This is a genomic window from Anoxybacillus ayderensis, assembly GCF_013761015.1.
Lineage (GTDB): Bacteria > Bacillota > Bacilli > Bacillales > Anoxybacillaceae > Anoxybacillus > Anoxybacillus ayderensis.
In genome coordinates this window covers 20,652-38,736 of the sequence record NZ_JACDUV010000001.1, presented here as the reverse complement: position 1 = coordinate 38,736, position 18,085 = coordinate 20,652, and the positions used below count along the sequence as shown (strand labels likewise).

At 40.0% G+C, this 18,085-nt stretch carries 19 protein-coding genes and 2 tRNA genes; all 21 read right to left on the bottom strand.

All coding sequences use genetic code 11. The features are described 5' to 3' along the window. Positions 1 to 425: 425 nt before the first annotated feature. The 21 genes from rlmH to HNR63_RS00105 all read right to left on the bottom strand — a co-directional run bounded on the left by rlmH (position 426) and on the right by HNR63_RS00105 (position 18,065). Positions 426 to 905, bottom strand: coding sequence for a 23S rRNA (pseudouridine(1915)-N(3))-methyltransferase RlmH (gene rlmH, locus HNR63_RS00205; RefSeq protein WP_039938461.1), 480 nt, complete (start codon positions 903 to 905; stop codon positions 426 to 428). 83 nt (positions 906 to 988) lie between these two features. Next, the gene (locus HNR63_RS00200; protein ID WP_009361064.1) at positions 989 to 1,144 is read right to left on the bottom strand and encodes a CxxH/CxxC protein; all 156 of its coding nucleotides are present in this window, start codon (positions 1,142 to 1,144) and stop codon (positions 989 to 991) included. Between the two features lie 54 nt (positions 1,145 to 1,198). Then, positions 1,199 to 2,407 (bottom strand): S1C family serine protease, encoded by a 1,209-nt coding sequence (locus HNR63_RS00195; protein ID WP_181519406.1) that lies wholly within the window; start codon positions 2,405 to 2,407, stop codon positions 1,199 to 1,201. Positions 2,408 to 2,519: 112 nt separating this feature from the next. Next, positions 2,520 to 3,308 (bottom strand): MBL fold metallo-hydrolase, encoded by a 789-nt coding sequence (locus HNR63_RS00190; RefSeq protein ID WP_021094394.1) that lies wholly within the window; start codon positions 3,306 to 3,308, stop codon positions 2,520 to 2,522. A gap of 5 nt (positions 3,309 to 3,313) precedes the next feature. Then, positions 3,314 to 4,099: a two-component system regulatory protein YycI gene (locus HNR63_RS00185; RefSeq protein WP_181519405.1), complete on the bottom strand. Its 786-nt coding sequence runs from the start codon at positions 4,097 to 4,099 to the stop codon at positions 3,314 to 3,316. Continuing rightward, a complete protein-coding gene (locus tag HNR63_RS00180; protein WP_181519648.1) occupies positions 4,086 to 5,414 on the bottom strand; it encodes a YycH family regulatory protein in 1,329 nt (442 codons plus the stop codon). The genes HNR63_RS00185 and HNR63_RS00180 overlap by 14 nt, the downstream gene beginning before the upstream one ends. 5 nt (positions 5,415 to 5,419) lie before the next feature. Further along, entirely contained in the window at positions 5,420 to 7,234 is a 1,815-nt protein-coding gene (gene walK, locus HNR63_RS00175) for a cell wall metabolism sensor histidine kinase WalK (RefSeq protein ID WP_181519404.1), read from the bottom strand. 4 nt (positions 7,235 to 7,238) lie between these two features. Then, on the bottom strand, positions 7,239 to 7,943 hold the full coding sequence (gene yycF, locus HNR63_RS00170) for a response regulator YycF (protein ID WP_085788906.1): 705 nt from the start codon (positions 7,941 to 7,943) through the stop codon (positions 7,239 to 7,241). A gap of 101 nt (positions 7,944 to 8,044) precedes the next feature. Next, positions 8,045 to 8,117, bottom strand: a tRNA-Phe gene (locus HNR63_RS00165). 102 nt (positions 8,118 to 8,219) lie between these two features. Next, positions 8,220 to 8,295, bottom strand: a tRNA-Asp gene (locus HNR63_RS00160). Positions 8,296 to 8,392: 97 nt separating this feature from the next. Beyond that, complete coding sequence (locus HNR63_RS00155; protein ID WP_181519403.1) at positions 8,393 to 9,679, bottom strand: adenylosuccinate synthase; 1,287 nt, start codon at positions 9,677 to 9,679, stop codon at positions 8,393 to 8,395. A 116-nt stretch (positions 9,680 to 9,795) separates the two neighbouring features. After that, positions 9,796 to 11,160 carry a replicative DNA helicase gene (gene dnaB / locus HNR63_RS00150; RefSeq protein ID WP_009361072.1) on the bottom strand — a complete coding sequence of 455 codons (1,365 nt, stop codon included), beginning with the start codon at positions 11,158 to 11,160 and terminating at the stop codon, positions 9,796 to 9,798. Positions 11,161 to 11,237: 77 nt separating this feature from the next. Beyond that, on the bottom strand, positions 11,238 to 11,687 hold the full coding sequence (gene rplI / locus HNR63_RS00145; RefSeq protein ID WP_055440862.1) for a 50S ribosomal protein L9: 450 nt from the start codon (positions 11,685 to 11,687) through the stop codon (positions 11,238 to 11,240). Beyond that, positions 11,684 to 13,657, bottom strand: a complete 1,974-nt coding sequence (locus tag HNR63_RS00140; protein ID WP_181519402.1) for a DHH family phosphoesterase — start codon at positions 13,655 to 13,657, stop codon at positions 11,684 to 11,686. The genes rplI and HNR63_RS00140 overlap by 4 nt, the downstream gene beginning before the upstream one ends. A 21-nt stretch (positions 13,658 to 13,678) precedes the next feature. Beyond that, on the bottom strand, positions 13,679 to 14,611 hold the full coding sequence (locus HNR63_RS00135) for a DUF2232 domain-containing protein (RefSeq protein WP_181519401.1): 933 nt from the start codon (positions 14,609 to 14,611) through the stop codon (positions 13,679 to 13,681). A 60-nt stretch (positions 14,612 to 14,671) separates the two neighbouring features. Further along, on the bottom strand, positions 14,672 to 14,908 hold the full coding sequence (gene rpsR / locus HNR63_RS00130) for a 30S ribosomal protein S18 (protein ID WP_003397568.1): 237 nt from the start codon (positions 14,906 to 14,908) through the stop codon (positions 14,672 to 14,674). Positions 14,909 to 14,940: 32 nt separating this feature from the next. Continuing rightward, complete coding sequence (gene ssb, locus HNR63_RS00125; RefSeq protein ID WP_085788910.1) at positions 14,941 to 15,432, bottom strand: single-stranded DNA-binding protein; 492 nt, start codon at positions 15,430 to 15,432, stop codon at positions 14,941 to 14,943. Positions 15,433 to 15,458: 26 nt separating this feature from the next. Next, positions 15,459 to 15,746 carry a 30S ribosomal protein S6 gene (rpsF, locus tag HNR63_RS00120; protein WP_009361077.1) on the bottom strand — a complete coding sequence of 96 codons (288 nt, stop codon included), beginning with the start codon at positions 15,744 to 15,746 and terminating at the stop codon, positions 15,459 to 15,461. A 104-nt stretch (positions 15,747 to 15,850) separates the two neighbouring features. Beyond that, positions 15,851 to 16,951: a redox-regulated ATPase YchF gene (gene ychF / locus HNR63_RS00115; RefSeq protein WP_021094404.1), complete on the bottom strand. Its 1,101-nt coding sequence runs from the start codon at positions 16,949 to 16,951 to the stop codon at positions 15,851 to 15,853. A 20-nt stretch (positions 16,952 to 16,971) separates the two neighbouring features. Next, complete coding sequence (locus HNR63_RS00110) at positions 16,972 to 17,148, bottom strand: DUF951 domain-containing protein (protein WP_178378767.1); 177 nt, start codon at positions 17,146 to 17,148, stop codon at positions 16,972 to 16,974. Between the two features lie 41 nt (positions 17,149 to 17,189). Continuing rightward, positions 17,190 to 18,065: a mechanosensitive ion channel family protein gene (locus tag HNR63_RS00105; protein WP_085788912.1), complete on the bottom strand. Its 876-nt coding sequence runs from the start codon at positions 18,063 to 18,065 to the stop codon at positions 17,190 to 17,192. Positions 18,066 to 18,085 lie beyond the last annotated feature (20 nt).

Below are 18,085 nucleotides of genomic sequence, written 5' to 3'. Positions count from 1 at the left end.
GCTTATTATATACTAACATATATTTTAACATCAATTAAATTGATGATAGTAGTTATTCATTTATAGAAATATATGGTGGTACCAACGTTTTTATTTTAAACAGATGTTAGAAAAAGAAATGAAATCTTGCGTTAATTAAACATCAAAGCTGTCGAGTCGTTTTAACTAATTTAAATTTTTTGTTATTCATAAATTAGATTCAATATTAGAAATATAAGTAATTTCTTAATAAAACTTAATTTTATGATCCTTTGTATGTCCCTTTTCCCATGCATGGACTGCCTATCAGCATAGGCATCATATGTATAATATATAACTTGTATTGTTAGAAATACTTTAAGCTGACTGTAAGCAACAAAAAGAAACCTTAGTGAAATTCGATATCAACTAAGGTTTCTTCTCGCTTATATGAAGTTGGTTTACCGTTACTTATGGTACGGTTCCCCCCGGTTAATGCGAAAAGCGCGGTAAATTTGCTCGGTTAAAATGAGGCGCATGAGTTGATGAGGAAACGTCATTTTTGAAAATGAAAGCGATTCGTTTGCTCGTTTCATGACGTCATCGCTTAAGCCGAGAGACCCGCCGATGACAAAAGCCACTTTACTTTTTCCATATGTCGCTAACCGATCGAGCGTTTGAGCGAATTGTTCAGAAGACATCATTTTTCCTTCAATCGCTAAAGCAATGACGTGCATATCGTCTGTTACTTTACCTAAAATACGCTCGCCTTCTTTCTTTTTTACGAGCTCCATTTGTTGTTCACTTAACTGCTCTGGCGCCTTTTCATCCGCTACTTCAATGATGTCGATTTTTGCATAGGATGACAGTCGTTTCGTATATTCTTCGATCCCTTGTTTTAAATATTTTTCTTTCAACTTACCCACAGCAATAATATATATATTCACAAGTGATCCCCACTTTACAAACATAATATCCACAGGTTTTATCCACATATCCACAATACAAATCCACATATTGTGTAGAAACATTAGTTCCCTACTATATATACCGCACGTTGTTCACAAAAATCGCACATTTCTTCTTTTTTATCCACAGAAACTGTTGATATCTCAGGTGCTTGTTGTTTTTCATCCACATACATATCAATCGCAAGTTCGACATGTTGTTCACAACATTTCCACAAAGCATACCACTCCTCGTTTACGAATGAAACGACAGGGAATGCCCTGCCGTTTCATTATAGTGATTGTTTGGCCAATTTTAATGTCACTGTTTGTTTTTTGCCATCACGATAAAACGTCACTTTCATCGTATCGCCAATTTGTTTGCGATTATATAAGTGCTTTCTTAAAGCGATGACATCTGGAATGTTTTCGTCATCTAACGCGACAATGACATCAAATTCACGTAAACCGGCTTGGGCAGCTGGTGATCCCGGCACGACTTGTAAAATAGCAACCCCTTCTTTCACGTTTGCCGGCAAATGAAGCGTCTGTTGCCAATGATATGCTGGAATATCGCTTAATGAACGGAGTTCTACTCCCATATATGGTCGGCGAACTTGTCCAAACTTCTCTAAATCCGCAATGATCGGTTTTGCGTAATTAATCGGAATAGATAATCCGATGCCTTCCACCGCTTCTTGCGCAATTTTCATCGAGTTAATTCCAATGACTTGACCTTCGATATTTACGAGCGCTCCTCCGCTATTTCCTGGGTTAATCGCAGCATCTGTTTGTAATACTTCTGCATGCCAATCAGGGATGCCATCTTGATCAATATCAATTGGAATCGTACGGTTTACCCCAGAAATAATTCCTTGCGTCACAGAACCTGCAAATTGTAAACCAAGCGGGTTTCCAACTGCAATCACTGGCTCCCCGACCTTCACGACATCTGAGTTACCGAATTCAGCTACGTTTGTGACATGTTTCGCATCGATTTCTAATACTGCTAAATCCGTCCATACATCGCTTCCAAGAAGACGAGCTGGCACTTTTGTTCCGTCGCTTAAGCTCACTTCGACACGGCTCGCACCTTCAACGACGTGATGGTTAGTGACGATATATGCCTTATTCCCTTCTTTTTTATAAATAACACCTGAACCTGTTCCGGCTTCCCCGCCCTCTGACCAAAAACTTGCTTCTTGAATATTTACAATGCCGACAACCGCATTAGATACTTTGTTGACTGCTTTCGTTACTTGAGTCACGACATTCACTGCTACACTTTTATCTACTTTTGGCTGCTCTGTCACCATCGTCTGTTTTTCTTCCGCTTGTTCAAGTGAATAAGGTAACACGTCCCATTTCACTAGCGAAGGAATAGAGACGATGACAAGCATTCCGCCTAAAACGGCTCCGACTAAACCTGCTAAAAACGTTCCTCCGCGGTTCCCTTTTTGTTTTTGACGAACATGTGCATAATGATCATCATAATAGCCCATTTTTCACCCGTCCTTTCTATATCAAAGATTGACCCCTTTTCCATTATAACCTGTTTTTTCGCCAATCATCTAATAATATACATACGGTATGTTGGTGAAAAAACGGTGAAATTTATACGGAAACGAGCGCTGTCGGACGAACCGGATCCGTATCATATAGTTGAAAAGATTCCCCGACGATCATCCCTTTTTTCTCAAGCGTCTGAGCAACTGTCATTCGCGCTAATTCTTTCATATTGTTATCTTGGCTTAAATGAGCTAAATAAATGCGTTTTGTTTTGTCACCGATCACATCCGCTAGGGCGAGACCGGCATCTTCATTCGATACGTGTCCGACGTCACTTAAAATACGTCGCTTAATGTTCCATGGATATTTCCCCATACGTAACATTTCTACATCATGGTTGCTTTCAAATACAAATACATCCGCATGACAAATGACACCTTTCATTCGTTCGCTAACATAACCTGTATCTGTGATAAGCGCTAGCTTTTTTCCCTCATAATGAAATACATAAAACATAGGCTCAGCGGCATCGTGCGATACACCAAATGACTCAACATCTATATCTCCAAACGTCCGAACGGTACCAGTTGGAAAAATAAATTTTTGTTCAGATGGAATGTCACCAATGAGCCCGTCCATCGCTTTCCATGTTTTTTCATTCGCATAAATCGGAAGGCGATACTTCCGAGCAATGACGCCTAAACCTTTAATATGGTCGCTATGTTCATGTGTCACTAAAACACCTGTGACATCTTGAATGTGGCGATCAATATGAGCAAATAGTTGCTCTAATTGTTTGCCGCTTAACCCTGCATCAACAAGCAACCGTTCACGTTCCGTTTCTACGTAAAAGGCGTTACCCGTACTGCCGCTCGCCAAAACGCTAAACCTCATGTTATTCACTCCAACACTTTATTTTCATCGCTAATTACTTGTCCTTCAAATGCATTGACATAATAATCTGTTTTTCCATTCACAACAACGTGCCATGTCGGTGTTAATACTTGCGAAGTCGTGAATTGGACAAGCGCGTAATAGCCAAGATCGATTTTCGTTACTTGATCACCTGGCTTTAAGTAATTTCGCTTATACAACGTCTCTAACGCTTTAATTGCTGGCAAAATTTCTTGTTTTTTCTCGTTTTTTTCTAAATCAATGAGCAACGTTTGTTCATAACCGACCATTTCATTTTGATCGTTCACATAAATAAGCAACATACTGCTTATGTTTTTATAAATCGTCTTGCCTTCGTATTGTTGAAAATAAATGAGCGCTCGTAAATCTTCGTCGTACTTCCAAAACGCATATTGATCACCCGCAATGATATTTTGCCTTAAAAACTCTGTTAAACGATAACCGTCTTTTGGGTCTTGTAGCGGAACAGGTTTAATAAAATGCGCTTGCAAAACGGTTTCGTTTGCCGTTTCTACTTGCTGGTTTGGCAAATTTTTAACTTCTTCCTCCGTAAACGTTTTACTTTTCCCACTTACATATGTCGCTTTCGTGATCTCCTTCGGCAAATCGACATACGTAATGCCATCCGCTTCAAGTTGCTCTTCAATTGTCGCTTCTAAAATAACATCAAGCTGGCTACTATTTTTTTTCTGAATAAATTGGTACCCTAAAAATATATCGAGAATGAGAAATGTAATAATAAAAATCGTCTTCGTTTTACTCCAATCCAATGATATCCCCTCTTCGTTCATCTGTCATCATCACAATTTTGCGCCACGTTCCGCTATATAAACAGTACCAAGCTGGTTCTAACATGACGATATTTTCCCGCTCCGAATCACGAATGAGCTCATAACCGATGGCAATATCATCAATTAACTCATGTTGAATATTTTTTTGTCTTTTCAACTGATCAATGACTTCGTATCCAGACGAAAGTGTAATTGGCAAGCTCACCCGATCGGGAATAGCTAATGTAAATAACGGGCGTTGGTAATTGATAATCTCATTTTCTCCCCATATTTGTATAATTTCTGCCATACCGTAACGATTAAATACAGGATAACCATTGGCAAACAAACGAAAAGTTACTTTTCTACCGTTTTCGTCTAAGCGATCAAAATAATACGTATCCGTCCAACCGCCGTGATCGTTCACAAAATCGATGCTTTTTTGCAAAATCGTTGGATCAAACGTTTGTGTTTCGCCACGAGCCGCTGGGTTGACATACAATAGTAACTTTTTAGATAAATCGACATCCATTAAACGCGAACCATCTGTATATTCTTCTCCAAAATTGAGGACATCTTTTTTCACAAAACTTGGATCTGTAAATAACGCATCTTTAAAACGATCTGCACTTAATTCATCCATATAATATTGCAATCGGTTTAATACGAGTGGACGAGCTGGTAAAAATAATGATTTTGTTTCGCTTATGTCGTACGATAAAAACGGTGTATAACGCTCTGCGCGTGCATAATATGTTTGCTTCAAATTCTCAATCGACACATCTTGAGCGACCGCTTTATATATACGCTTTTCATTGGCAGATACGAAATATACGTGAATTTCTTCTTCGTCTTCATTCATCGGAATAATGATGCGATCAAAGCGAACTTTTTCAACATCTGTATCGTCTATTTGAAAAATCGTGCGATACATTTCGATTGGTATATCATCTGGATAAATAATTTCTATTTTTCCTTTCCCATGGATAAATGAAAGAAATTGTTCTTTTTTCACTGTGTCTGATATATTTTCAAAATGATCGAACGTCCAATTTTTCATTTCCTTCATAAATTTATAAATGTCCGAATGATGTGTCATCCCATAATGTTGTGCATCTTTATGAATAAAAATATAACGCGGCTGAACAACTGTTCCATAATCGACCGCAACATTGCTGACAGGGACGTTTTGAATGTATTTTGCGTTTTCAATGAAGTCATATTTCGGCTGATACGTCCATAAACTCCACGTTAAAAAAACGCTCGTACATACAAGAATCGTCAATACAATCGATTTAATCGTTTCGTATCTCATCATTTTCATCCTTTTTTCTGTTGTTCAATCGGCAAAGTAAAGTAAATCGTTGTCCCTTTCCGTTCTTGACTTTCAGCCCAAATACGCCCACCATGTGCAACGACAACTTCTTTTGCAATCGCAAGACCTAGCCCCGTTCCACCGAGCTTCCGTGAGCGTGCCTTGTCGACACGGTAAAAGCGCTCAAAAATTTTCGATAAATCCGATTTAGGAATGCCCACCCCTTCATCTTTCACACTTACTTCAATATGCTCCTCTTTTTTCTTTACGCGAAACGTAATTTTTCCTCCTTGAGGAGAGTATTTTAAGGCGTTAGAAATAATGTTATCAAGCACTTGTGTAATTTTATCTTCGTCCATATGAACAAAAATTTTTTCGTCTGGAAAGTCTCGAACGAACGACACGTTTTCTTTTTTCGTTAGTTCAAATCGATCGATCACTTTATGAAAATATGGAATAAAATGAACGCGTGTCTTTTTCAATTTGTAGTCTTTACTGTCGAGCTTAGAAAGCTGCAACAAATCGTTGACGAGACGAATCATTCGTTCTGTTTCATTTTGTGTCACTTCAATAAACCGTGGGGCAATTTCCTCATCGCGCCACGCCCCGTCTGCGAGCGCCTCTAAATAACTGCGCATTGTCGTTAACGGTGTCCGTAGTTCATGTGATACATTCGCAACGAATTCTCGACGATCGCGGTCAATTTTCTCGTGTTCTGTAATATCGTGCAACACAACGATTAAACCGTTTACAAACCCTTTTTCTTTTTGAATAACAGATAAAGAAGCACGTAAAATGTACATTTCTTCCTCTGTACTAAAATCTAAAATTAACGTTTCACGCTCTTCAAGCAGCGTTTCAAATGTGTATTGTTCATCTAATCCTAATACGCTCACAATAGGAGCAGACAACACTGTTTCACGTGAAACATTTAAAATGTTTAGCGCTGCATCATTAATTAAAATAATTCTCCCTTTTTTATCTGTTGCAATTACACCATCCGTCATATGCGTTAATACCGATTCTAACTTGCGGCGCTCTCCTTCGGTCGTCGCTTGCGCTTCTTGCAATTTTTTCGTTAAGTTGTTAAAGCTGAGCGCAAGTTGTCCAATTTCATCATACCCATATACTTTTACTTTCCGTGAAAAATTACCTTTGGCCATCGCTAATGCTTGTTTACGCATATCTGAAATTGGACGGGTAATCGTTTGCGCTAGTAAAATGCCTAGCAACGCTGTAATGACTAAAGCGATTCCTGTTCCGGTCGCTAAAATGTTATTAATTTGCCTCATCTGTGCGAAAACATTTTCCATCGAGGCGATAACATAAATAGCGCCTTTTATTTCGTTCTTTACTTTAATTGGAGTCGAGGAAATATACATGCGATGACCTGTTTTCGGATCGACAAGCATTTTTTCTGTCATTTCGCCCGCGACTAACGTTCGTTTAATTAGTAAATCTGTCGTACGTTTTCCGACAATATTTTGATTGTATGGGTTCGATGTGCCTAATACTTTACTTTTATTATCAATAACGCGCACTTCAGAAATATCTTGTGACACGAAATCTTGTAAAATCGCGCGAATTTCTTCTTCTATTGTAGGACTTTTTTTATCGCGTTCTTTATTCATTTCTTGTTCAATATTATAAGCAAGCAAAATTACGCGCTCATTCAAAGAGTTTTTAAAGTTTTCAACGAGTTGCGCTTCTAATTGGCGCACGAAATAAGCCCCGATAATTTGCATCGCAATTAAAATAAGCAAAATGTAAATCAAGGCAAATTTCACGTGAATTGATTGGAATATACTTACTTTTCTCATGCGGTTACTCCTGTTCCGGATTTCGTAAATAATATCCTACCCCTCGTCTCGTCACAATCCACGTCGGATGCGAAGGGTTGTCCTCAATTTTTTCACGCAAACGTCGAACCGTTACATCAACGGTACGCACATCGCCAAAATAATCGTATCCCCATACCGTTTGAAGTAAATGTTCACGTGTCATCACTTGACCGATATGTTTCGCTAAGTAGTGAAGAAGTTCAAACTCGCGGTGAGTTAATTCAATTTCCTCGCCTCGTTTAGATACAATATAAGCGTCTGGATGAATGGTGAGCGAACCAATTTTTATTTCGCTCATTTCCTTTACATCTTGTTCTTGTCTTTGTTGATGGCGACGCAAATTAGCTTTCACGCGCGCCAGCAACTCGCGCGTACTAAATGGTTTCGTGACATAATCGTCCGCACCGAGCTCTAGTCCAAGCACTTTATCAATTTCAGAATCTTTCGCTGTCAACATAATGATCGGCATATCGTATTTCTTACGAATTTCGCGGCATACTTCCATACCATCTTTTTGTGGAAGCATAATATCTAATAAAATTAAATCAGGTTGAATATCCTCTACTTTTTGTAGTGCCTCCATCCCGTCGTATGCACAATATACGTCATATCCTTCTTTTCTTAAATTAAATTGCAAAATGTCAGCAATCGGTTTTTCATCATCAACAACTAAAATTTTTTTCTCCATTTATGTTCACTCCCCCAAAAAGGCGTATTTACATATAGTGTACCATGTCACTATTATAAAATAAAAAAGCATAGACACATATATGTATCTATGCTTACAAGTGGCTCGGGACGGAATCGAACCGCCGACACAAGGATTTTCAGTCCTTTGCTCTACCGACTGAGCTACCGAGCCATATGAATTGTAGCTTCATACTTTATTTATTCAAAAACCAAACGTCCTTCGTCCCGCTCTCGGTTTGCTTACGCAAGATGTGCGCCCATGATTATAAAAAAATGGCGGTTCCGACGGGATTCGAACCCGCGATCTCCTGCGTGACAGGCAGGCATGTTAACCCCTACACCACGGAACCGTATTCTAACAGACATCTATTATTTTATTATATAATTAGTAATAAGGCAATAGTTTTTTTAAAAAAACGTCGACGAACGAGTCATCGACGTTTTTTCTTATGCATATACGTTACGGACAACATTCGTTTGAGAACGGTCTGGCCCGACAGAGAAAATAGAAAGTGGAATACCTGTCAATTGCGAAATGCGTTCAACGTAACGGCGTGCGTTAGCTGGAAGTTCGTCTAAGCTTTTTACGCCAGTAATATCTTCTGTCCACCCTGGCAATTCTTCATATACAGGTTCGCATTCCGCTAGCACTTTTAAGCTTGCAGGAAACTCTTCTATGATCTGTCCTTTATATCGATAAGCGACGCAAATTTTTAACGTCTCAATACCTGTTAATACATCGATTGAGTTTAAAGATAAATCTGTAATCCCACTAACTCGGCGTGCATGGCGAACAACAACGCTATCGAACCAACCGACACGACGTGGGCGCCCTGTCGTCGTTCCATACTCGCGGCCTACTTCACGAATGCGGTCACCGATTTCATTGTTTAACTCCGTTGGAAACGGACCGTCACCGACACGTGTTGTATATGCTTTAGCTACACCAACAACATGTTTAATTTTTGTCGGACCAACACCTGAACCAATCGTTACCCCACCAGCCACAGGGTTAGATGAAGTAACGAACGGATACGTTCCTTGGTCAATATCTAACATGACGCCTTGGGCGCCTTCAAATAAAACACGACGTCCTTCATCGAGCGCATCGTTTAATACGACGGACGTATCACAAACATACTTTGCGATTTGTTGCCCATATTCATAATATTCATCAAGAATGTGTTCTAGTTTAAATCCTTCAACACCGTACACTTTTTCAAAAAGTACGTTTTTCTCCGCTAAATTACGGGCTAATTTTTCTTCAAATACTTCACGGTCGAGCAAATCTGCGATGCGGATGCCGACACGTGCCGCTTTATCCATATAAGCAGGGCCAATTCCTTTTTTCGTCGTTCCGATTTTATTAGCCCCTTTTCGTTCTTCTTCTACTTCATCAAGCTTTAAATGATAAGGCAAAATCACATGGGCACGGTTGCTGATGCGCAAATTTTCCGTGCTTACACCACGCTCGTGTAAATACGCTAATTCTTGCACAAGCGCTTTCGGATCAACAACCATTCCGTTTCCAATGACACAAATTTTATCTTTATAAAAAATGCCAGAAGGAATTAAATGTAATTTATACTTTTCGCCGTTAAATACAATCGTATGTCCGGCGTTATTTCCACCTTGATATCGTGCAATCACTTCTGCATGTTGTGATAAAAAGTCTGTAATTTTTCCCTTTCCTTCATCGCCCCATTGTGTTCCAACAACAACAACTGAAGACATGGCGAGCACCTCCGCTTCATCAATTCCAAACAAAGTAAGTGTACCAAATCAACTACGAAAAATCAATAAAAAACCGAACGTTTATATATGATTTTATGTTTTTTATTCGTATTCAATTAAGCTCCAGGCGGAACGTTCGCATCATCGAAGCGGCGCTCTAAGTTGACAAACTTGTTATACTCTTTAACAAAAGCAAGCTGTACAGTACCAACCGGACCGTTCCGTTGTTTTGCGATAATAATTTCAATGATGTTTTTGTTTTCCGATTCTTTATCGTAATAATCATCGCGATATAAAAAAGCAACAATATCCGCATCTTGCTCAATACTTCCCGATTCACGCAAGTCAGACATCATCGGGCGTTTATCTTGGCGCTGCTCTACGCTACGAGAAAGCTGTGATAAAGCAATGACAGGAACATCTAATTCACGAGCTAACGCTTTTAATGAGCGAGAAATTTCCGATACTTCTTGTTGACGATTTTCGCGGTTTCGTCCACTTCCTTGGATAAGCTGTAAGTAGTCGATTAATACCATTCCAAGTCCTTGTTCTTGTTTTAAGCGACGACACTTGGCACGAATTTCACTTACGCGAATGTTCGGCGTATCATCAATAAAAATACCAGCATTCGAAAGGCTTCCCATCGCCATCGTCAACTTTCCCCAGTCTTCCGGTGTCAGTTTGCCCGTCCGCAAGTTTTGAGCGTTAATGTTTCCTTCCGCACAAAGCATACGCATCACAAGCTGTTGCGCTCCCATTTCTAAGCTGAAAATGGCCACATTCTCACCTGTACGCGTCGCCACATTTTGCGCAATATTTAATGCAAATGCCGTCTTTCCGACAGATGGACGAGCAGCAACAATAATAAAATCGCTTCGTTGAAATCCAGCTGTCATTCGATCAAGCTCAATAAAACCGGTTGGGATTCCGGTGATTTCACCTTTACGATTATGGAGCATTTCAATATTGTCATATGCTTGAACGAGCACATCTTTTATATTTTGAAATCCGCTCGTATTTTTTCGTTGCGATACTTCTAAAATTTTTCGCTCCGCTTCATTTAACACATCTTCTACTTCATCTTCCCGTGTATAACCGTCTTGAGCAATAGATGTAGCTGTACGAATTAAACGGCGTAAAATAGATTTTTCTTCTACAATTTTCGCATAATATTGTACGTTTGCCGCCGTCGGAACAGCATTCGCTAGCTCGGTTAAGTATGAAACGCCCCCTATTTCTTCAAGGGCATTCGCATCTGCTAGTTCAGATGTAACGGTTACTAAATCGACTGGTTCACCACGATCAGATAGTTGCAACATCGTTCGGAAAATTTTTTGATGGGCAGCTCGATAAAAATCTTCGGGAATTAATATTTCTGAAGCGGTCGTGAGCGCGGATGGCTCCAATAAAATCGCTCCGAGCACAGCTTGCTCAGCTTCAATATTTTGTGGGGGGAGTCGATCAGCAAATACGTCGTTCATATACGCTCACCATCCTTTCTCATAAGAAAAATGTGATTATATGCACGGAAAAAAATCCGGCATAAAATCACATTTCATTACTTTTGCTCTTGCACATGTACTTTTAATGTTGCAGTCACTTCTGGATGAAGCTTGATTGGTACATTCGTATATCCTAGCGCTCGAATCGCATCATCTAATTCAATTTTCCGTTTATCAATCTTAATATCATGTTGTTGCTGGAGCGCCTCAGCAATTTGTTTGCTTGTGATCGAACCGAATAAACGACCTCCCTCACCAGCTTTCGCAAACAACTCGACTGTCAACGTATCAATTTTTTCTTTCAATTGTTTTGCGCGAGCTAATTCTTCTTCCGCTTCTTTCTTTTGTTTATTTTTTTGCGCTTCTAACGCTTTTAAGTTCGCTGGAGTTGCTTCAATCGCCAACCCTTGTTTAAATAAAAAGTTTTGCGCATAACCATCAGCAACGTTTTTTACTTCTCCTTTTTTCCCTTTTCCTTTCACGTCTTTTAAAAAGATAACTTTCATGTTTCTTTACCTCCTTCAATATATTCTCGAATGGCTGCTCGCAATCGTTTTTCCGCTTCGTCCATCGTTACATTGGCGAGCTGAGTCGCAGCATTCGTCAAATGGCCTCCGCCATCAAGCTTTTCCATAATTAACTGAACGTTGACATCTCCTAATGAACGAGCGCTAATTCCAATCGTTTGATCGTTTCGCTTCGAGATGACAAACGAAGCGACAACGCCATGCAAAGATAATAACGTATCCGCTGCTTGAGCAATTAAAACAGGGTCATACGTTTCGTTCACATTTCCTTTCGCAATCGCGAAACCGTGCTCATCGATGATAGCGTTCTCAATTATTTTAGCACGTTTAACGTAATGCTCAATATTTTCTTTTAACAATTTTTGGACAAGTGTTGTATCCGCCCCTTGCGCACGTAAATATGAAGCGGCATCGAACGTCCGCGATCCTGTGCGCAACGTAAAACTTTTCGTATCAACAACAATGCCAGCTAATAAAGCTGTCGCCTCAAGCATAGAAAGCTTCGAACGTTTCGGTTGGTATTCTAACAATTCCGTCACTAACTCTGACGTTGATGACGCATACGGTTCCATATAAACGAGAATCGGATCTTGAATGAATTCTTCACCGCGACGATGATGATCAATGACTACAACCCGATCTAGTCGCAACAATAACCGTTCCTCAATCACTAGGGAAGGTTTATGTGTATCTACGACAACAAGCAACGTATCTTCTGTCGCTAACTCTAATGCTTGCTCAGGAGAAATAAAGCGAGACCAAAGTTCCGTCTGCTTTTTCACTTCCTCAAGCAACCGTTGTACTCCAGAGTCAATACGGCTCGTATCAATAATAATAAACGCTTCCTTTTGATTCATTTGGGCTACTTTTAAAATACCGATGGCAGCACCAATGGCGTCCATATCGGGATATTTATGTCCCATAATAAACACTTGCTCACTTTCTAAAATGAGCTCTTTTAGCGCATGCGATATGACACGGGCTCGGACTCTTGTCCGTTTCTCCATCGGATTCGTTTTCCCACCGTAAAATTTTACTTTGCCATTTGGTTGTTTAATCGCTACTTGGTCGCCACCACGCCCAAGCGCTAAATCTAAACTTGACTGAGCCAATGCCCCTAATTCCGGCAAAGAAGGAGAGTTTGTTCCAATACCGATACTTAACGTTAACGGCACATGATTTTTCGCTGTTTGTTCACGCACCTCATCTAAAACGGAAAATTTATTTTTCTCGAGCTGTTGTAAAATATGTTCGTTTAACACAGCGACAAATCGATCTGACGACGTCCGTTTTAAAAATAACCCATATTCGCTTGCCCATCTGTTTAAAATGGACGTCACTTGACTATTGAGCTGGCTTTTCTTTTGATCGTCCATCCCTTGCGTCACATCATCGTAATTGTCGAGAAAAATGACGCCTAATACGATTTTTTCTTGCTCGTATTTTTTCTCTAGTTCTGCTTGTTCAGTAATGTCAAAAAAGTAAAGTAACCGCTCTTCTCGCCGAATGATTACTTTAAACGTTCGGTCACGTAACGTAATGACTTCTTCTGTCGCTTCTTTTTTCATGAACGGAACGAGTTGCTCAGCAACATCATATAACGATTGGCCGACTAACGTATCAACTCCAAAACAAGAGGATAAAAAGGTGTTTGTCCACTCGATTTCTAACTCATCGTTAATGAGCATAATGCCAATTGGCATACCCATTAACGCTTCTTCACCAACTTTTTTAATGCGGTAAGAAAGAGTAGAAATATAATCTTCAATTTCCTCTTGGGCGACTTTATACGATCGAAATACGTGGAATAACGTAGGTCCAAGGAGCACAGCAGCAACTATCCCAATTACCCATTCAAAGTACGTCACGATAACAAGCAATATGAACGTAATACCGATCAAAACATACAAGGGATAGCGATGCCTCTGCTTTTCATACAAACTGGACATGAACGTCAGCTCCTTGCGTCATTAATCTTTCAACCTCTTTCGCAAATCAAATCCTAAATCAATTATACCTAATATTCGCACGAGGTGAAGTAAAAAAGGGAAAAATAGAGATAGAACAACAATCGCAATAGCGCCTTTACGTCCCATATGTTTATGATGCATCCAGTAGAAAATGAACGAGAACCCTTGGATCATCATAAGCAACTGTAAAATTTGAAATAAATTGATGAGCGCAACATAAAGAAATGAGCCGTGCCCGATCGGAAAAAATAATAAAAGCATCGCCGCTAAATAGTACCACAATAAGCTTTTTGGTAAAACGAGTTCCCGGAACGGTTGCCAGTTGCCAATCGGCATATTTAATCGCTTTAAAATAGGCAAGGCAGCTTGTTGAGTAATCCAAGCAAAACATGCAGCAGCGAAAACGAACGCCGTCGGCAATAAATCGATGATAACATTCATCGTTTGTTTCATCGTTTTTTCAAATTGTTCGTTTGCTGGTTGCCCGATTGTTTCTAATATGGTTTGTGCACTTTGAAATGATTGTTGCATAATTTCTTCAATTTGTTTGCCAATGTGAATGTCAAAAAACAAAACAGAACTCGCATAAATGATGATCATACTGACTAAAAAAGAGAGCGTGCCAACGAGTAAAACCGCGTATTTCCCACCATGTTTTCGCCATACATGCCCCATGGCTACTCCGCTACTTGCAAACATAAACGTCATCGGAACAGAGAAAAGTGAACCGAACCAAATGGACGGAATAAATGATGCAGCAAGTAAAAATAAGCCATTTTTATATGTATGGCGCATCGTAAATAAAAGAAATGGAATCGCTAAAAAAAACGTAGCAACCATCCCGAATACAGGCATATATAAACTAAGTAAAAGGAGCACAGTAAAAATGGCGAGTTGCACAGCCCCTTCTGTTAATACACGCGCGTTTTTCACTTTTTTCCCTCCTCGAAAACAAAAAGCAGTAAGGCTCCGTCCCCCTTACTGCTTTTCTTTTTATTCGCCCGCAACGTATGGTAATAAAGCCATTTGACGAGCACGCTTGATTGCAATTGTTAATTTACGTTGATATTTTGCGCTCGTACCTGTTACGCGACGAGGTAAAATTTTACCACGCTCAGAAATAAATTTCTTTAATGTGTCTACATCTTTGTAGTCGATGTGTGTAATTCCGTTTGCTGTAAAGTAACAAACTTTACGACGTTTTGTGCGTCCACCTTTACGTCCTGCCATCGTATATCCTCCTTTCATTGATCGTGTGTATATTAAAACGGCAAATCATCATCCGATATATCGATTGGTTGTCCATCGTTCGCAAATGGATCATCATCAATTCGACTGAATCCGCTGCTACGTCCTTGGTTCGGGTTCTGATTTGATCCAAATGGAAACGGCTCGCCATAGCTGCCTGATGCCATGCCACGTTGCTCACCGCCACCTCGCGGCTCTAAAAACTGCACGCTATCAGCGACAACCTCTGTCACATACACTTTTCTTCCTTCTTGGTTTTCGTATGATCTCGTTTGAATTCGACCTTCTACTCCAGCTAAACTACCCTTTTTTAAGTAGTTTGCCACATTTTCAGCTTGCCGGCGCCAAACGATACAGTTAATGAAATCTGCTTCACGTTCACCTTGCTGGTTCGTATATGTTCGGTTCACCGCTAGCGTAAACGTGGCAACAGCAACTCCATTTGGAGTATAGCGTAATTCTGGATCTTTCGTCAGTCTTCCGACGAGAATTACGCGATTAATCATCAGAACCACTCCTATTCATGAGGAAATTATTCTTCTTCCTTCACGACGATATGACGAATGATATCTTCGCTGATGCGTGCTAAACGGTCAAACTCTTGAACTGCCGCTGGCTTCGCAACAACGTTCAAAATCATGTAGTAACCGTCACGGAATTTTTCAATTTCATAAGCGAGACGACGCTTACCCCATTCTTTTACGTTTGTAATTTCCGCACCGTTTTCAGTTAACACGTTATTAAAACGCTCAACAACTGCTTTTCTCGCTTCTTCTTCCATGTTCGGACGGATAATGTACATAATTTCGTACTTTCTCATCACAGTCACCTCCTTTTGGTCTACACGGCTCTGTACAGAGCAAGGAGCAATATATCATTACTCACATTTGATGATTATATCACGAACATCTTTCATATGCAAGATTAGACGTTGAAACGGAAATGAATAATATCGCCATCTTGCACTTCGTAATCTTTGCCTTCTAATCGTACTTTTCCTGCTTCACGAGCAGCAGCCATCGATCCTGCTGCAACTAAGTCTTCATACGATACTGTTTCTGCACGAATAAATCCTCGTTCAAAATCAGAGTGAATAATGCCTGCGCATTGCGGTGCCTTCATTCCTTTACGGAACGTCCATGCACGCACTTCTTGCTCACCCGCTGTAAAATATGTTGCTAGTCCAAGCAAGCTATATGATGCACGAATAAGTTGGTCTAAACCGGATTGTTCGATGCCAAGCTCTTGTAAAAACATTTCTTTTTCTTCATCGTCTAGCTCCGCCATCTCGGCCTCAACTTTTGCGCAAACGACGATCACTTCTGCGTTATCCTCTTTTGCGAATGCTTTTACTTGTTGGACGTATTCATTGTTGTTCGGATCAGCTAAATCTTCTTCCCCAACGTTCGCAACATACAACATTGGTTTAATTGTTAGTAAATGCAATTGCTTTACGACTTTCATTTCTTCTTCTGTAAACGAAAGCGTTCTAGCTGGTTTTCCTGCTTCAAACGTTTCCTTTAAGCGACTTAAAATGTCGTATTCGAATACCGCTTCTTTATCTTTTTGTTTAGCCATTTTTCCAACGCGATCGATTCGCTTATCTACTGTTTCTAAATCGGCAAAAATAAGCTCTAAATTAATCGTTTCAATATCGGCAATCGGATCGACTTTTCCAGCCACATGCGTAATATTTTCATCTGAAAAACAACGAACAACTTGGCAAATCGCATCGACTTGACGAATGTGAGATAAAAACTTATTCCCTAATCCTTCACCTTTGCTCGCACCTTTTACAATTCCAGCAATATCCGTAAACTCAAATACCGTTGGAACAGTACGTTTTGGATTAAATAGTTTTGTCAACGTTTTTAGCCGCTCATCTGGCACTTCAACGATCCCGACGTTTGGTTCAATCGTACAAAACGGATAGTTGGCAGACTCGGCACCTGCTTTTGTAATCGCATTAAACAACGTTGATTTTCCGACGTTTGGAAGACCAACAATTCCTGCTGTTAAACCCATCATCATACTCCTCTCTTCATCTACTCCTCATGTTTGACAAGCACTTTTTTCATTTTTCGCTCGAATTCTTTCCGCGGTAACAAAACGCTGTGCCCGCATCCTTCACATTTAATGCGAATATCCATGCCCATTCGAATGATTTTCCAACGATTTGTCCCACAAGGGTGCGCCTTTTTCATTTCGACGATATCATGCATGCCATACTCTTTATTCAATATAGCACACTCCTTTCCGATGTTTAAGCACGTTCCGCTTGTTGTTCACGATTATAAAGAACTAAACGAGGAAACGGAATTTCAATGCCACGCTCGTCCAAACGAAGCTTAATTTCTTTTCGCAAGGCGCGAGCAATATGCCAATGGCGCATCGGCTTCGTTTCGCACGTAATGCGCATGACCACTTCAGACGGTCCTAAATTTTGTACGCCTAACAATTCTGGTGGGCTCACAATATCTTCATATTTGCTTGGCATTTCTTGTAATACTTCGCGAATCACAGCTTCCGCCTTCTCTAAATCACCTTCATAAGCAATACTTACATCAACAACTGCTACGCTATTATTTAAAGAAAAGTTTGTCACTTGCGTAATCGTCCCGTTCGGCAAAATATGCACTTCACCCGTAAAGCTTTTCAGTTTCGTCGTACGCAAACCGATTTCTTCTACATGTCCTTCAAATGTCCCGATACGTACATAATCTCCAACCGCAAATTGATCTTCAAGAATAATAAAAAACCCCGTGATAATATCGCGAACAAGGTTTTGTGCTCCGAAACCAACAGCAAGCCCAACGATGCCAGCGCCAGCTAAAATGGCACGAATATCGACGCCAACAGCATCTAAAATCATCATAAACGTAATAAAGTAAATGCTATACGTAGCCATATTGTTCAATAAGCGCATCAATGTTGCTTCTCTTCGTTCAGATAACCGAATCGGTGCTTTTTGCCGGACGACAAAAAACTTCGCGATCGTTAATTTGACAACCTTCAGCAAAATTGATGCTACGAGAATGATCGCCATAATTTTAAACAAACTGACACCGACTGTGACGAGCCAGTCACCTTCCAATATTTTCTCAACAACACGAACGTATATTTTTTTGATTTGCTCCATTTAAACACCTCCACCGTGGC

Coding starts and splice junctions, on each gene's coding strand:
- walK (WP_181519404.1), bottom strand. CDS start 7,234: ATGAGAAAAGTAAGTATATTCCAATCAATTCACGTGAAATTTGCCTTG.
- rplI (WP_055440862.1), bottom strand. CDS start 11,687: ATGAAAGTTATCTTTTTAAAAGACGTGAAAGGAAAAGGGAAAAAAGGA.
- HNR63_RS00195 (WP_181519406.1), bottom strand. CDS start 2,407: ATGGGCTATTATGATGATCATTATGCACATGTTCGTCAAAAACAAAAA.
- HNR63_RS00140 (WP_181519402.1), bottom strand. CDS start 13,657: ATGTCCAGTTTGTATGAAAAGCAGAGGCATCGCTATCCCTTGTATGTT.
- ychF (WP_021094404.1), bottom strand. CDS start 16,951: ATGGGTTTAACAGCAGGAATTGTTGGTCTTCCAAACGTCGGAAAATCA.
- rpsF (WP_009361077.1), bottom strand. CDS start 15,746: ATGAGAAAGTACGAAATTATGTACATTATCCGTCCGAACATGGAAGAA.
- HNR63_RS00110 (WP_178378767.1), bottom strand. CDS start 17,148: ATGCATGATATCGTCGAAATGAAAAAGGCGCACCCTTGTGGGACAAAT.
- HNR63_RS00105 (WP_085788912.1), bottom strand. CDS start 18,065: ATGGAGCAAATCAAAAAAATATACGTTCGTGTTGTTGAGAAAATATTG.
- dnaB (WP_009361072.1), bottom strand. CDS start 11,160: ATGAACGACGTATTTGCTGATCGACTCCCCCCACAAAATATTGAAGCT.
- HNR63_RS00180 (WP_181519648.1), bottom strand. CDS start 5,414: ATGAGATACGAAACGATTAAATCGATTGTATTGACGATTCTTGTATGT.
- HNR63_RS00190 (WP_021094394.1), bottom strand. CDS start 3,308: ATGAGGTTTAGCGTTTTGGCGAGCGGCAGTACGGGTAACGCCTTTTAC.
- ssb (WP_085788910.1), bottom strand. CDS start 15,432: ATGATTAATCGCGTAATTCTCGTCGGAAGACTGACGAAAGATCCAGAA.
- rpsR (WP_003397568.1), bottom strand. CDS start 14,908: ATGGCAGGACGTAAAGGTGGACGCACAAAACGTCGTAAAGTTTGTTAC.
- yycF (WP_085788906.1), bottom strand. CDS start 7,943: ATGGAGAAAAAAATTTTAGTTGTTGATGATGAAAAACCGATTGCTGAC.
- HNR63_RS00155 (WP_181519403.1), bottom strand. CDS start 9,679: ATGTCTTCAGTTGTTGTTGTTGGAACACAATGGGGCGATGAAGGAAAG.